The following is a 14570-nucleotide window of genomic DNA, read 5'->3' on the forward strand; positions in this document are numbered from 1 at the left end:
GATGTATATTGAGGTAATAAAGCATAGTAAAAAATGGGTAATGTTATCAACAATATCTTTTATGGTATTCCTAGGAATGTTCTTTGCTAAAGGATTAAATTATGGAATAGATTTTACTGGTGGAAGTTTAATTCAATTAAACTATACAAATAATATAACTTTAGCTGAAGTTAATAAAGAACTAGATGGATTAGCTGTAGAAATCCCGCAACTAGCATCAACAGCAAGAAAAGTTCAAGTTTCTCAAGCTGATAATAATGTAATAATAAGAACAGCTGAGATGAGCGAAGCTCAAACTCAAGAGTTACTAACGAAACTTAAAGATATAGGTGATTATAAGTTAGAAAGAGCCGAAAAAGTTGGAGCAACAATAGGTCAAGAGTTAAAAACTTCAGCTATCTATGCTTTGGTAATTGGAGGATTATTAATAGTTCTATATATAACTATGAGATATGAATTTAAATTTGCAATAGCTGGAATATTAACACTATTACATGATGTAACGGCAGCTTTAGGAGTAATCGCACTATTGGGTTATGAAGTAGATACTCCATTTATAGCGGCGATATTAACAATATTAGGATATTCTATTAATGATACAATCATTATTTATGATAGAATTAGAGAGAGTTTAAGAAAAAAATCGGATATGACTTTTGGAGAAGTACTAAACAGAAGTTTAAACCAAGTTTTAGTAAGATCAATTAATACTTCAGTTACAACGTTATTAGCTTTAGTAGCAATTTTAGTTTTCGGTGGAGATAGCTTAAGAACATTCACAACAACTCTATTAGTAGGGATAGGTGTTGGAACATATTCTTCGCTTTATATTTCAGCTCCGTTAGTATATCTTTTTGAGAAAAAAAGAGATGAAAAATACGAACCTAAAAAAGATGATGACGATGATAATTCAGATCCTGAAGAAAAGATTGTAGTATAATAAAAAAAGCCACCTGAAAAAGGTGGCTTAATCTACTTAATAAGAGTTGGAGGAAGCAATGAGAACGTGGGCAGAGATAGATCTAGATAACTTAGAATATAATATAAAAAAAATAAAAGAACTATCTCATGACAGAGACATAATGGCAATTATAAAAGCAGATGCCTATGGAATGGGAGCAGTTACAGTAGCGAAAGAACTATCAAATATGGGAGTAGAAATATTTGGTGTTTCATCTTTAGAAGAGGGGATCGAACTAAGGAACAGCGGTTTTAAAAAAGAAGTTTTAATTTTAGCTGGAACTTTTAACGAAGAGTTGAAAAATGCCCAAGAGAAAGATATTCAAGTAACTTTAACTGATTTCACTCAAATAGAGTATATTTATGAGAACAATCTTTCATTGAAAGTCCATATAAAAGTAGATACAGGGATGGGAAGAGTAGGATTTACAGTAGATGAAGCTAAAAAAGCTATTGAAATATGTAAGGCGAAAAATATTGATGTAGTTGGTGTGTATTCTCATCTATCGGTTTCAGATGAGTCAGATGACGAATCGGTAAACTATACAAAAATACAGTTAGAAAAATTTAAATATTTTGAAAAGTTGAAAGAGATAAAATATATCCATATTCTTAATAGTGGTGGAATATTAAAGTTTTCTAAAATTCCTCAAAGTAACTTAGTTAGAGCTGGAATAATAATGTATGGTGTTTATGGAGAGGGAGTAATAGAAGGTTTAAAAAGAGTATTTACTTTAAAAAGTAGAATTCTTTTCATTAAAGAACTAAAAGAGGATATAGATATATCTTATGGAAGAGTAGGAAAAGGGCATAAGGGTGACTTAATAGCAACGATAACTGTAGGATATGCAGATGGCTTTAGAAGAGAGCTGTCAAATAAGGGAACAGTTGAAATTCATGGGGTAGAGTGCAGTATAGTTGGAAGAGTATGCATGGATATGTTGATGGTAAGAATACCAAAGGAGTTAAAAGATAAGGTAAAAGCAGGAGATGAAGTGGTTGTTATGGGAGAAGATATTTTTGAAAAATCAAAAATAGTAGGCTCATCAATCTATGAGCTTTTTACAGGCTTAAGTAGAAGAGTTAGCAGAGTTTACTTAAGAGATGGAAAACCTTATTTAGTTAATAGTTTAATAGGAAAAGTTTAAAGGAGAAAATAAATGGCAAAAGTAATATTAGAATCAGGAAAAGAGAAAAAAATTAGGAATTTTTATCCGAATGTTTTCAAAGATGAAATAGCAGATACATTTGGAAAAATTGAAAATGGAGATATAGTTGAAGTTTGTACAACGGATGGAGAGATTGTTGGAAAAGGATATGTTGCAGAATCAACAAATGCTTATGTAAGAATGTTAACAACAAAAGATGTAGCTGTAGACAAAACTCTTATTTTAGAAAAAATAAAAAGAGCTTATGAAAAGAGAAAACATATCTTAGCAGAAACTAACTGTGTAAGAGCGTTTTATTCAGAGGCAGATGGAATTCCAGGATTAATTATTGATAAGTTTGATAAATATGTATCTGTTCAATTTAGAAATTCAGGATTAGAAGTAGCTTTTAGACAAGAGATAATAAATGCAATTAAGAAAGTTATGAAACCAAAGGGAATATATGAGAGAAGTGATGTTGAAAATAGAACTCACGAGGGAGTAGAGCAACAAACAGGAATTATATATGGAGAAATTCCAGATAGAATAGTTATGGAAGATAATGGATTAAAATATTTAGTAGATATAGTTGATGGACAAAAAACAGGATTCTTCTTGGATCAAAGAGATTCTAGAAAATTTATTAGACCATTTTTAAATGAGAATACAAGATTCCTTGATGTTTTCTCAAGTAGTGGTGGGTTCTCAGTTGCTGCATTAAAGGAAGGATGTAAAAAAGTTGTTGCGATTGATAAAGAACCACATGCGTTAGAGTTATGTAAAGAGAACTATGAGTTAAACGAATTCACTAATGAATTTGAAACAGCAGAGGGTGATGCGTTCTTAATGCTAAAAATATTAGCAAATAGAGGAGAAAAATTCGATGTAATAACATTAGACCCACCATCTTTAATAAAGAAAAGAATAGATGTTCCAAGAGGAAGAGATATGTTCTTTAGTCTTTGTGATGAGAGTTTTAAATTAATAGAAGATGGAGGAATTGTAGGAGTTATAACATGTGCATACCATATGAGTCTTCAAGATTTAATAGAAGTTACGAGAATGGCAGCTTCAAAAAATGGAAAGCTATTACAAGTAATCGGAATTAACTATCAACCAGAAGATCATCCATGGATATTACATGTTCCAGAAACTTTATATTTAAAAGCTTTATGGGTAAGAGTAGTAAATAATTAATTTAAGGGGGAATAATTATGTACTTAGATATTTTAATAGCAATAATACTTATATTTGCAGTAATTGAAGGATTGAAAGATGGATTTTTATTACAATTTTTTTCAATATTTGGAATCTTTATAGATTTTATAATAGCTCAAAAATTTACACCAATTGTTATGAACAAGTTATCAATAAGTCATAATGAAAACAATTTTTTACTAACATATATAGGAGTTTTTATAGCTTCTTATTTTGCAATAGCTATTTTGATGTTCTTCATAGGGGTTATTTTAAAAAATCAAAATAAAGGTTTTTTATCAAGAGGACTTGGAGGAATATTTGGTTTAGTAAAAGGGCTAGTAGTTGCAGTAATTGTACTGTTTATTTTTAATTATTCAGCTCAGAAGTATACTGCTTTAAAAAAATATGGGATTGAAAGCAAAACGAATGAAGTTTTCTTAGAAAAATCTCATTATATAGAAGAGTATCTGCCAAAGGAACTTAAATCAGAGTTGAATTACATTAAAGGAAAAGAACTGGTAGAAAAGTATTTTAATAAAATGTTTTAGGAGAAAAAAATGAAAATAATAGAGAAATATATATTGGAAGATGTAAAAATGCCAATAATATTTGGAGTTTCACTATTTACGTTTATTTTTTTAATAGAGATAATAGTTTCTCTTATGGAAAATATAATAGTAAAAGGGATATCTATGATAGATGTATTAAGAATATTATCATTTTACCTTCCTCCAATTTTATCTCAAACAATACCCATGGGTGTATTTTTAGGAGTTATGATAACTTTTTCTAAATTTACTAGAACAAGTGAAGCTACAGCAATGAGTTCAATAGGAATGTCGTTAAAAGATATATTGAAGCCAATAGTATTATTGGCTTCAATAATAACAATATTTATTTTCTTTTTACAGGAAAGTATTATTCCAAGATCATTTACAAAGCTAGAAGAGATAACTATGAAAATAGCGTATGAAAATCCTGTTTTTCAATTAAAAGAAAAGATATTGATAGATGAAGTAGATGAATATAGCTTGTATATTGATAGAATAGAAAGAAAAACTAATGAAGCTCAAAATGTTCTTATCTTTCAAAAAGATGACAAGAGTACATATCCAACAATATTATTAGGTGATAAAGCATATTGGAAAAATGTAAATATGGTATTAGAGGATTCGAAGTTCTATACTTTTAATCCAGATGGTACGCTAAAGTTAGAAGGTGAATTTAAACAAAAGAAAATTCCTTTAAGTTCATACTTCCAAGAGATAAGTATTGAAGTGAAAGATATAGAAGCGATGTCGATAAAAGATCTATTTAAAGGACTAAAAGATAAAAATAAAATTGAAAAAATACCATATTTGGTAGAGATTAATAGAAAAATAGCGATTCCACTTTCAACAGTTGTTTTAGCAGTACTTGGTGTTCTACTTTCAATTGGGCATCATAGAAGTGGTAAAGGTGCAAGTTTTGGAATTAGTTTAGCAGTTATATTTACTTATATTGTATTTTTGAATGTTGGAATGGTAATGGCAAATAAGGCGATAGTGTCACCTTATGTAGGAGTTTGGCTACCAAATCTATTATTAGTTGGTGGAACATTATTACTATATAAAAGAAAAGCAGGTGGTGCTAGATGAAGAAGTTAGATATATATATAAGTAAAAATTTTTTAAAATCATTTTTTCTAAGTTTGATTGCATTTATTAATATATTTATATTGAGTCAATTGTTTAAAATAATAAGATATATAACAGCAGGAAGAATGAGTATATCAGAATCAATAACGTACATATTATATCTATTACCTAAAATATTTATAGAGGTTACACCTTTGGCAATACTTTTAGGATCGTTGATGTGTATAAATAGAATGGCATCTAATTTAGAGATAATTTCATTGAAAACATCAGGAATAAGTTTTAGAAGAATTGTAAGATTTCCTATAATATTATCATTTTTAATATCTTTAGTTGTTTTTCAGGTAATGAATAGAGTTCATCCTTTTGCATTGAGTAAAAGTCGAGCATTAAGAGCAGGAAGAGATATTTCAACAAGAGTTTTACCAACAACAAAAAACAATGCTTTTTTAAGAACTGAAAAAAATATAGTTTACTATATAAAAGAGATTGATAGAATAAAAAATATGGGAAACACTTTAGAGATTATAAAATTAGATGAGGAGTTTCAAAATATTAAAGAGATAATAACTGCGAAGAGTGGAGTTTTTGATAATGATAAAAATACTTGGATTTTAAAAGATGTAGTTATTAATAATTTTGAAAATAAAGCTCAGAAAGTTGAAAAAAGTTATATTGATTTAGAATTAGATAAGGCTCCAGGAGATTTTATAACTATACAAGGAGATCCTGATGAGTTGACAAATGCTGAGATAACCAAAACAATTAGAGATATTCGTATAACAGGTGGAGATATAAAAGAATCACTTGCAGTTTTAGGAAAGAGATATTCATTTCCTTTTGCTAGCTTTATAGTTTCGTTTTTAGGATTATCTTTAGGAAGTAGATATGTAAGAGGAGCTTCGGCAATAAGTATTGCATTAAGTGTAGGATTGGGATATTCATATTATATAGTTCAAGCATCATTTGAGGCTTTAAGTGTAAATGGGATATTGAACCCGTTTATAAGTGGATGGATTCCAAATATTATATTTTTATGTTTGGGGATATACTTCATGAGGAAAGCTGAATATTAAGGAGGAAAATGAGTATAAAAGTTGAGAAGTTAGATAATGGAATAACATTGCTAACAGAGGATATAAAAAGTATAAATACTGCAAGCTTAGGTTTTTTTGTAAGAGCTGGAGTAAAAAATGAATTGCCTGGTGAAGAGGGAATCTCTCATTTTATAGAGCATTTATTATTTAAAGGGACAACAAATAGAACAGCTAAAGAGATTTCAGAAGAGATTGATGATCAAGGTGGAATGATAAATGCATATACAAGTGTTGAAAAAACAGCTTATTATATTCAAATGACATCAAATACCCTACATAAAGGAATTGATATTCTAAATGATATGTTTCTAAACTCAACGTTTACGGATGAAAACATTGAAAAGGAAAGAAATGTAATCATAGAAGAGATTAGAATGTATGAGGATATTCCAGAAGAGGTTGTACATGAGGAGAATTTGGCTTTCGCAATAACAGGTGTTCAAAGTAAGAAAATAGCCGGTTCAATTGAGAGTTTAAAAAAGATAGATAGAAAAGCCATTTTAAAATATTTTAATGATATGTATAAACCTGAGAATTTAATAGTTGCAGTTGCAGGAAATATAGATCATGATAATGTATTTAAACAGCTGAATAATGGGATAGGGCAATTGAAAGATAATAGTACTCCTAGAGCGTATGATGGTGGTATGCTTATAAATTCAGGTGAAAAAGTAATCTCTCAAGAAACAAATCAAGTACATCTATGTTTAAATACTCCTGGAGTTTCAAATGTTGATGAAGATAGGATTGCAATGTCAGTTATATCAAATGTTTTAGGTGGAAACATGAGCTCGAGATTATTCCAGAAAATAAGAGAAGAAAGAGGATTGGCTTATTCTGTTTATTCATATACTTCTAATTTTGACGAAGGTGGACTATTCACTGTATATGCAGGAACTACACATGAGGATTATAAAGAGGTTATATCTATAATCGAAAGTGAATTAAAAGAACTGAAAGAAAATGGAATAACAGAAAAAGAATTAAATAGAGCAAAGAATCAATTCTTAAGTATGGTTACATTTGGACTTGAAAGTAGTAAGGGGAAAATGACTAGAATGGCAGGATCATATTTAGTTCATGGTTATGTGAAAGATATTGATTCAGTAATCAAAGAGATTGAAGACGTAACACTTGAAGATATAAAGAGAGTTGCAAAAAAAATATTTATAGAAGATAAACTATCTAAAACTATTTTAGGTAATATATAAGGGGATAAAATGGAAAAAGTTATTGTGAAATTAGTGTTAGAAAATGGAGTAGAAGCGCCAAAGTATATGACAGAAGGTGCAGCTGGAATGGATGTAAAAGCAAATATAACAGAACCAGTAACACTAAAAACATTGGAAAGAAAATTAATTCCAACAGGAATAAAAATGGAGATTCCTTTTGGATATGAAGTTCAGGTAAGACCTAGAAGCGGATTGGCATTGAAGCATGGAATCACTTTAGTTAATACACCTGGAACAATTGATTCTGATTACAGAGGAGAAGTTGGAGTTATATTAATTAATTTAAGTAATGATGAATTCATAGTAAACCCTGGAGAGAGAATTGGACAATTAGTTCTTCAAAAGGTTTATAAAATGGAATTTGAGGAAGTAGAAGAGTTATCTACAACTGTTAGAGCTGAAGGTGGATTTGGTCATACAGGGAAATAGGAGAAATTGATGGGAAAAAATCATGATTTAGTAGTAACAGTTAAAAGAATAAAAAAAATGAAAAATATGATTTTATATATGGCACTTTGCATAGTCGTGATAAGTTTACTGACAGTTTACAGTGCGACTATTCATAAAGGAACATCATTTTTTTATAAAGAGATTGTTTGGATAGGATTAGGTATAGTTACATATTTTACCTTTGCTTTTATAGATTATAGAGTCTATGGAAAATATTATAAAATTATTTATCTGATAAATGTGATCTTCCTGTTATTAGTTTTTATTATTGGAGATAAAAGATTAGGAGCTCAAAGATGGATTGACTTAGGGTTTATAACAATACAGCCATCTGAGTTTTCAAAGTTATTTATAGTACTAACATTTTCCGAAGTTTTAGCTACTAAATTTAATAGTAAATTTTCAGGATTAAAAAATATTGTGGCAACAAGTTTTCATATTATTCCAATATTTTTACTTATAGCTGCTCAACCAGATTTAGGAACATCTTTAGTTATAGTTTTCTTATATTTAGTTTTAGTTTTTATAAACGGAATAGATTGGAAAACTATAATTTTATTAGGAATAGCAGGAATATCAATGGCACCAATAGGATACTTTTTTCTATTAAAAGATTACCAAAAAGAAAGAGTATTAACATTTTTAAACCCAGAAGCAGATTTATTAGGCAGTGGATGGAATGTAACTCAATCAATGATAGCGGTAGGATCAGGTGGAGTTTTCGGGAAAGGATTCTTGCAAGGAACTCAAAGTAAATTGAGATTTTTACCAGAATCACATACAGATTTTATAGCGGCAGTGTTTTTAGAAGAGAGAGGTTTAGTAGGTGGATGTGTTCTACTAGTTCTTTATGTGTTACTTCTATGGGGAATTTTAAGAATAGGAGATAAATCTGAAGGATTTGGAAAATTAATTTGCTATGGAATTTCTGCAATATTCTTTTTCCACATCGTAATAAATGTTGGAATGGTAACAGGTATAATGCCAGTTACAGGGCTTCCTCTTCTTCTTATGAGTTATGGAGGAACATCATTTTTGTTTGCATTTGCTATGCTAGGAATCGTTCAAAGTATAAATGTTTATAGGGAGTAGTTATGGAATATGTAATAGACTCTAGTTTTCATGAAGTTAGATTAGATAGATTTTTAAGAAAAAAATATGAAAATACTCCATTGACTGAAATTTTTAAAGGGATTAGAACTGGAAAAATAAAAGTTAATGGGAAAAAATCTAAAGAAAACTATAGATTAAAAGAGGGCGATATAGTCAAGGTTTTACTATCTGGTGGAGAAACAGAGATAAAATCATTTATGAAGATATCAGCTAAAGATATGGAAAGTTTAAAAAAAGGTATTGTTTATGAGGATGAAAAAGTAGTTATATTTAACAAAGAGGCAGATATGGTTATGCACAAAGGAAGTGGTCATGAATACGGTCTTTCAGAGTTATTTAAGAGCTACTATAAAACTGATGAATTTAATTTTGTAAATAGAATTGATAAATCTACATCTGGGTTAGTAATAGGTGCGAAGAATCTAACTGTAACAAGAGAATTAGCTGAAGAGGTTAGAGAGGGAAATACCGAGAAAAAATACTATATTCTTGTAGATGGTTTGGTTTTAAAAGATAGTTTCACTCTTAAAACATATCTAAAAAAAGAGGAAACAAAGGTTGTTGAACTTGATTCTTATGAAGATGGAGCGAAAGAGAGCATATCTTATTTCAAAATCTTAAAAAGAGGAAAGAAGAAAACTATTTTAGAAGGAAGATTAGAAACAGGAAGAACACATCAATTGAGAGTTCAACTTTCAAACCTAGGTCATCCTATAGTTGGAGATGGGAAATATGGAAAAGCTGGAAAAAATATGTTCTTATTCTCTTATTATTGTGAAATACCAAAATATGGTTTAAAAATAGAGTTACCTCTACCAAAAGAATACCTAGATAAATTAGATTAAAAAAAGGACTTTTAAAGTCCTTTTTTTATATTTGAAAATGAATTAGCTACTAAAATAACTTTTAAAGTATCTAAAGAGTTATCATCAATGGAAACTCCAAATAGAACGTCATCTATGTCAGCGGCACACTCTTGCTTCATAGTGTCAACAATTATACTAGATTCAATTAAATTTAAATCTTTAGGGCCAACAATATTAACTAGAAGTTTTGTTGCTCCTGTCATTGTCCTTTCAAAAAGAGAAGAGTCAACGGCAGCCATAGCAGCTTTATACGCTCTATTTTCTCCAGAGCCTTCACCAAAACCTAAGATAGCTTCTCCAGAATTTAAAAGAAGAGATTTTATGTCAGCAAAATCTAGGTTGATAAGTCCTTTTGCTAGCATTAAATCCGTCATTCCTTTTACTGCAGTGAGAAGAACATGGTTACTTTTTTTAAAGGCTTCTTGAACTGTTATATTTGGTTTTGAGTTATCTAAAAGTTTATCATTGGGAATAACAATAAGTGAATCAACAAATGGAGTAAGATTTTTTATCCCTATTTCTGCAATTTTCATTCGCCTTTTTCCTTCAAAAGAAAAAGGTTTAGTGACAATAGCAACAGTTAGAATATTCATCTCTTTAGCAATTTTAGCAATTAGAGATGTTGCTGCACTTCCAGTTCCACCACCCATTGTAGATGTTAAAAATAAGAAGTCTGTTCCTCGAAGAATATTTTTTATAAATGAGAGGCTTTCTTTTGTTGCTTTTTCACCTAGTTCCAAATTTCCTCCACAACCTAGACCTTTTGTTGTCGTTGGTCCAAGTTGAATTTTATGAGGAGTTTTGGAGCTATTTAAATCTTGAAGATCGGTATTAAGTGCAAAAAAAGTAACTTCATCAATATCAGAATTTACAATCTCATCAAGAGCATTTATACCACCGCCACCAATGCCCATTACTTTTATATTGACATTAAATTTGCTATTTCCCAAAAAATTCACCCCCTGATTAAAATAGATAACAATATACAGTTTAGTACTTTAATACTACATAAATTCCTTTGTGTCAATATCAAAAAATTATTTTAAATGATCTGTATCTGAAAACTTAACAATTTTAAATCCAGTTGTATCATATTCAACAATAGTTGTGCTTGTATTTTCAGGAACAGCTTGTTTTGAAAACTCATCAATTCCTTTTTCATTAATAATATTGAAAATAGCTTTTAGCGTAACTCCATGACTTATAACTAGAATATTTCCAGAAGAATTTTCATTTATAAGTTTATTTAATCCAATTTGAACTCTTTCAAGAATCTCTTGATAGCTTTCACCTTCGTATGCGCTTGGATTATAATCTATAGCATTATTCCAGAAATTGTGATATTCAATAGGATAATTCTTTTCAAAATCTTCCCTTGGAATACCTTCAACTTTTCCCATATTAATCTCTTGAAACTCATCAATTGAAACGATATCAATATTTCTATCTCCTAAGATAAGTTTAGTTGTTTGCATAGCTCTCTCTTGAGGTGAAGAATAAACTTTATTAAACTCTATATCCTTTAAAAAAACAGAAAGTTTCTTCGCCTGCTCAATTCCTAACTCAGTTAAAGGTGAGTTAGATCTTCCTTGAAATATTTTAAGTGTATTCCAAATTGTTTCACCGTGTCTTACAAAATAAATACGTAACATAAATTTCTCCTTTTTAAGTATAAAAACTCTTTTTTTTAAAATGATATTCTTGTATAATCTTATTATACATTGAATTTTGGAGGTTGTAAAATGAAGTTTTTAGGAGTAATTCCAGCAAGATATGAGTCAACAAGATTACCAAGAAAGCCATTAAAGGATATTTGTGGTCATACAATGATAGAATGGGTTTATAAAAGAGCTATGAAATCAAATTTGGATAGAGTTGTTGTAGCAACAGATTCTCAAGAAGTTTTTGATGTAGTAAAAAATTTTGGTGGGGATGTAATTATGACAGATACTAACCACTTAAATGGAACTAGTAGAATAGCAGAGGTTTGTGATAAGATAACAGATTATGATGTAGTAATAAATATTCAAGGTGATGAACCATTGATTGAAGCAGATATGATAAACTCTTTAATAGAGGTTTTTAAACAGGAAAATGATTTGAAAATGGCAACATTAAAACATAAATTAAATAAAAAAGAGGATATAGAAAATCCGAATTTTGTTAAAGTTATTACTGATAAAAAAGATTATGCAATTTATTTTTCTAGAAGTGTAATTCCATATCCTAGAAATGAAAATTTAGACATATATTTTAAACATGTAGGAATATATGGATATAAAAGAGAATTTGTACTAGAGTATTCGAAGTTAGAAAGTACACCTTTAGAAAATTCAGAATCTTTAGAGCAGTTGAGAGTTTTAGAAAATGGTTATAGAATAAAAGTTTTAGAAACACCTTATGAGATCATAGGAGTTGATACAGCTGAAGAGTTAGAAAGAGTTAGAAAATATATTTTAGAAAAGGGAATTAAAATATAATGAAAATGACTAAAATGAAAACAATAATAAGTACAAGTTTTATCTTATTAGCTCTTGCGGGATGTAGTAGTACTTCGAAGCAGGATTATTATAAACGAGTTGAAAGTGGAAAAGCATCAAGTAAAGGAAGCAATTTAAAAGGAGATAGAGTAGATTTATACGGAATTCACAAGAAAGATAATCTCCCAATAGCGAATTCGATACCATATTTAAAATATGTAAATGATATGGAATCTCCAAAGACTCCTTTTAAAGTATATTCAGAAGCTGAATTTTTAGCATTTTATAAAAATACTAAAGCAAGAGGAAATGGTGATGCTTCTAGTTATTGGAGATGGAAATTAAGCTTAAGTAAAAAAGAGATGAGCAATATTTTAAATAAGAACTTAGTATCATTAGCAAATAGAAGACCAAAAGAGGTACTTACTCACTCTAGTGGTCAGTGGATATCAAAACCATTACCATTAAATCCAATTGGTGAAGTTACAGATATAAGAGTACTTCAAAGAGGAAAATCTGGATTAGTTATAAAATTGATGATAAAAGGGACTAGAGGTCAATATATTGTAGCAAAAGAAGGGAATGTGAGAAGTGTCTTAGGGGTTAGCAAAAGTAGTACGACATCTCAAATAAATATATATGGTGCTAAAGGTGGAAGTTTATCTTATTTAGATAAACCGATTTCGAGAAATCCATCTCTTCTTCCATCTGCATTTTTATCTATTGAAAGATCTAGTAATGGAGCATATAATATATATGGTGGTGGATTTGGACATGGAGCTGGGGTTCCACAGTGGTCTGCAATGGATTTAACTAAGAATAAAGGTTATTCTTATAAAAAGGTTTTAGATAGATATTATGCTGATACTAAATTAAAAAGCATAAGATCAGTGAGTGGAATTAATGAAAAATTAAGAGTAGGAATAATGACAACAGGATTTTCTACGATAGATCATACAAAGATATCAATGTATTCTCTAGGGTCGATAAAAATTAGAAGTAAAGATGGAAATGTAAATCTAAATCCAAGAACAGCTGTAGATTTTATAACTAAAGATGGATTTACTCATGTAATAGTTGCTGGGAAATTAAGGTTGAAAACTAAAAACTATATATCTATCTCATCTAATAGAATGGTATCTTTAACAAATATAAAAAGAAATGTAAAAAATTATACTCATCCAACTTATAGAGGTAATTTTGAAATAAGATTAGCTAAGGGTGGAACAAGATTAAATCTAATAAATGAAATAGATATTGAAGATTACTTATTACAAGTTGTACCAAGTGAAATGCCAAAAAGCTTTGGGATGGAAGCTTTAAAAGTTCAAGCTGTTGCAGCAAGAACCTATGCCGCAAAAGATATTTTAAGAAATAGATACGGTAAATCAGGCTTTCATATTTTAGATAGTACACAAAGTCAGGTTTATAATAATCTTGATGAAAATGATTTAGCGACTGGAGCAGTTAAATCAACTAAAGGTTTGATATTAGTACACGAAAACAAACCAATAGATGCGAAGTATTACTCGACATCATCTGGATTTAATTCAAATGCACACAATGTGTGGTAAAAAAAAGAAAAAAACCATTGACTAAATAGTCATTTTAGATTAGAATGTGCTGTATGACTATTTAGTCATTTTATATTAGAAAAAAAGGGGGGCTTAATGTTAAACCAAAAAAAAGAGCAAATTTTAGAAGCTGCCAAAGGGGTATTATTAAAAAAAGGTATTTTTAAAACAAGAGTTGAGGATATTACTAACGATTTAGGAATAGCTAAAGGAAGTTTTTATACATACTTTAAATCTAAGGATATATTGTTAGAAGAGATTATAGAAAGAGTTTATAAAATAAGAGAAGAAGAGTTAAAAGTATTGTTAAAGCAACCATTAGATTATAAAGAGCAATTAAAATTATTTATAATAAAAAGATTTACAATATCTTCAGAGAATTTACAATCTCACTTAATTTTAATAAATTTAACAAGAAATTTAGAACATCTAACACCTGTTTTGAGAGAAAAATTGTTAAAAATAGAATTTTTAAATAGAAAATTTTTAAAAGAGATAATAAAAAATATTCAAAATAAAAATTTCTCAGATGAAGAGATTGATATAATGGTTATATTTATTATGGGTGGAATAAAATCTTATAGATTAGAAAGACTTTTCTTTAAAAATGCAGATGATTATTTTATAAGTGATATTGATGAATTTAAAGATAGAATAAAAGCAATTAATTTAGAGGAAGAAGTAGAATTAGTTGTAAATAGTATTTTAAAATTACTAACAGGAGGAAATTAATGAAAAAGTTATTAGGATTACTGGTATTACTTTCGACAGCAGCCTTTTCTAGAGAGTTAACGTTAGAGAGTGCAATCGATT

At 29.1% G+C, this 14570-nt stretch carries 15 protein-coding genes; 13 read left to right on the top strand and 2 right to left on the bottom strand.

All coding sequences use genetic code 11. The annotated features are described in order from the left end of the window. Position 1: 1 nt before the first annotated feature. Genes secF through L988_RS02590 form a run of 10 tightly spaced genes read left to right on the top strand, consistent with a single transcriptional unit; the run spans position 2 to position 9682 of the window. Complete coding sequence (gene secF / locus L988_RS02545; RefSeq protein ID WP_047381249.1) at positions 2-940, top strand: protein translocase subunit SecF; 939 nt, start codon at positions 2-4, stop codon at positions 938-940. Between the two features lie 58 nt (positions 941-998). After that, positions 999-2108 carry an alanine racemase gene (gene alr / locus L988_RS02550; RefSeq protein WP_047381252.1) on the top strand — a complete coding sequence of 370 codons (1110 nt, stop codon included), beginning with the start codon at positions 999-1001 and terminating at the stop codon, positions 2106-2108. A 12-nt stretch (positions 2109-2120) separates the two neighbouring features. Further along, positions 2121-3305: a class I SAM-dependent rRNA methyltransferase gene (locus L988_RS02555; RefSeq protein WP_047381256.1), complete on the top strand. Its 1185-nt coding sequence runs from the start codon at positions 2121-2123 to the stop codon at positions 3303-3305. 17 nt (positions 3306-3322) lie between these two features. Then, on the top strand, positions 3323-3856 hold the full coding sequence (locus L988_RS02560; RefSeq protein WP_047381258.1) for a CvpA family protein: 534 nt from the start codon (positions 3323-3325) through the stop codon (positions 3854-3856). 9 nt (positions 3857-3865) lie between these two features. After that, positions 3866-4945 carry an LptF/LptG family permease gene (locus tag L988_RS02565; RefSeq protein WP_047381261.1) on the top strand — a complete coding sequence of 360 codons (1080 nt, stop codon included), beginning with the start codon at positions 3866-3868 and terminating at the stop codon, positions 4943-4945. Beyond that, a complete protein-coding gene (locus L988_RS02570) occupies positions 4942-6021 on the top strand; it encodes an LptF/LptG family permease (RefSeq protein ID WP_047381264.1) in 1080 nt (359 codons plus the stop codon). The genes L988_RS02565 and L988_RS02570 overlap by 4 nt, the downstream gene beginning before the upstream one ends. Before the next feature lie 8 nt (positions 6022-6029). Beyond that, positions 6030-7253, top strand: a complete 1224-nt coding sequence (locus tag L988_RS02575; RefSeq protein WP_047381266.1) for a pitrilysin family protein — start codon at positions 6030-6032, stop codon at positions 7251-7253. Positions 7254-7262: 9 nt separating this feature from the next. Then, the gene (gene dut, locus L988_RS02580; RefSeq protein ID WP_047381268.1) at positions 7263-7703 is read left to right on the top strand and encodes a dUTP diphosphatase; all 441 of its coding nucleotides are present in this window, start codon (positions 7263-7265) and stop codon (positions 7701-7703) included. Between the two features lie 9 nt (positions 7704-7712). After that, the gene (gene rodA / locus L988_RS02585; protein WP_047381270.1) at positions 7713-8816 is read left to right on the top strand and encodes a rod shape-determining protein RodA; all 1104 of its coding nucleotides are present in this window, start codon (positions 7713-7715) and stop codon (positions 8814-8816) included. Positions 8817-8818: 2 nt separating this feature from the next. Further along, entirely contained in the window at positions 8819-9682 is an 864-nt protein-coding gene (locus L988_RS02590; protein ID WP_047381272.1) for an RluA family pseudouridine synthase, read from the top strand. An 11-nt stretch (positions 9683-9693) separates the two neighbouring features. Here L988_RS02590 and ftsZ read toward each other — a convergent pair whose 3' ends face one another. Next, the gene (ftsZ, locus tag L988_RS02595) at positions 9694-10653 is read right to left on the bottom strand and encodes a cell division protein FtsZ (protein WP_047381295.1); all 960 of its coding nucleotides are present in this window, start codon (positions 10651-10653) and stop codon (positions 9694-9696) included. Between the two features lie 87 nt (positions 10654-10740). Next, positions 10741-11355, bottom strand: coding sequence for a histidine phosphatase family protein (locus L988_RS02600; RefSeq protein ID WP_047381274.1), 615 nt, complete (start codon positions 11353-11355; stop codon positions 10741-10743). Between the two features lie 90 nt (positions 11356-11445). Here L988_RS02600 and kdsB point away from each other — a divergent pair, with 90 nt between their 5' ends. From kdsB to L988_RS02615, 3 genes are all read left to right on the top strand, one after another. After that, positions 11446-12183, top strand: a complete 738-nt coding sequence (gene kdsB / locus L988_RS02605) for a 3-deoxy-manno-octulosonate cytidylyltransferase (protein ID WP_047381275.1) — start codon at positions 11446-11448, stop codon at positions 12181-12183. A 14-nt stretch (positions 12184-12197) separates the two neighbouring features. Then, positions 12198-13757 (top strand): SpoIID/LytB domain-containing protein, encoded by a 1560-nt coding sequence (locus L988_RS02610; protein ID WP_047381297.1) that lies wholly within the window; start codon positions 12198-12200, stop codon positions 13755-13757. Between the two features lie 96 nt (positions 13758-13853). After that, on the top strand, positions 13854-14489 hold the full coding sequence (locus L988_RS02615; protein ID WP_047381278.1) for a TetR/AcrR family transcriptional regulator: 636 nt from the start codon (positions 13854-13856) through the stop codon (positions 14487-14489). The last annotated feature ends 81 nt before the right edge of the window (positions 14490-14570 follow it).

This window comes from Cetobacterium sp. ZWU0022 (genome assembly GCF_000800875.1).
Lineage (GTDB): Bacteria > Fusobacteriota > Fusobacteriia > Fusobacteriales > Fusobacteriaceae > Cetobacterium_A.

Coding starts and splice junctions, on each gene's coding strand:
- secF (WP_047381249.1), top strand. CDS start 2: ATGTATATTGAGGTAATAAAGCATAGTAAAAAATGGGTAATGTTATCA.
- alr (WP_047381252.1), top strand. CDS start 999: ATGAGAACGTGGGCAGAGATAGATCTAGATAACTTAGAATATAATATA.
- L988_RS02555 (WP_047381256.1), top strand. CDS start 2,121: ATGGCAAAAGTAATATTAGAATCAGGAAAAGAGAAAAAAATTAGGAAT.
- L988_RS02560 (WP_047381258.1), top strand. CDS start 3,323: ATGTACTTAGATATTTTAATAGCAATAATACTTATATTTGCAGTAATT.
- L988_RS02565 (WP_047381261.1), top strand. CDS start 3,866: ATGAAAATAATAGAGAAATATATATTGGAAGATGTAAAAATGCCAATA.
- L988_RS02570 (WP_047381264.1), top strand. CDS start 4,942: ATGAAGAAGTTAGATATATATATAAGTAAAAATTTTTTAAAATCATTT.
- L988_RS02575 (WP_047381266.1), top strand. CDS start 6,030: ATGAGTATAAAAGTTGAGAAGTTAGATAATGGAATAACATTGCTAACA.
- dut (WP_047381268.1), top strand. CDS start 7,263: ATGGAAAAAGTTATTGTGAAATTAGTGTTAGAAAATGGAGTAGAAGCG.
- rodA (WP_047381270.1), top strand. CDS start 7,713: ATGGGAAAAAATCATGATTTAGTAGTAACAGTTAAAAGAATAAAAAAA.
- L988_RS02590 (WP_047381272.1), top strand. CDS start 8,819: ATGGAATATGTAATAGACTCTAGTTTTCATGAAGTTAGATTAGATAGA.
- L988_RS02600 (WP_047381274.1), bottom strand. CDS start 11,355: ATGTTACGTATTTATTTTGTAAGACACGGTGAAACAATTTGGAATACA.
- kdsB (WP_047381275.1), top strand. CDS start 11,446: ATGAAGTTTTTAGGAGTAATTCCAGCAAGATATGAGTCAACAAGATTA.
- L988_RS02610 (WP_047381297.1), top strand. CDS start 12,198: ATGAAAACAATAATAAGTACAAGTTTTATCTTATTAGCTCTTGCGGGA.
- L988_RS02615 (WP_047381278.1), top strand. CDS start 13,854: ATGTTAAACCAAAAAAAAGAGCAAATTTTAGAAGCTGCCAAAGGGGTA.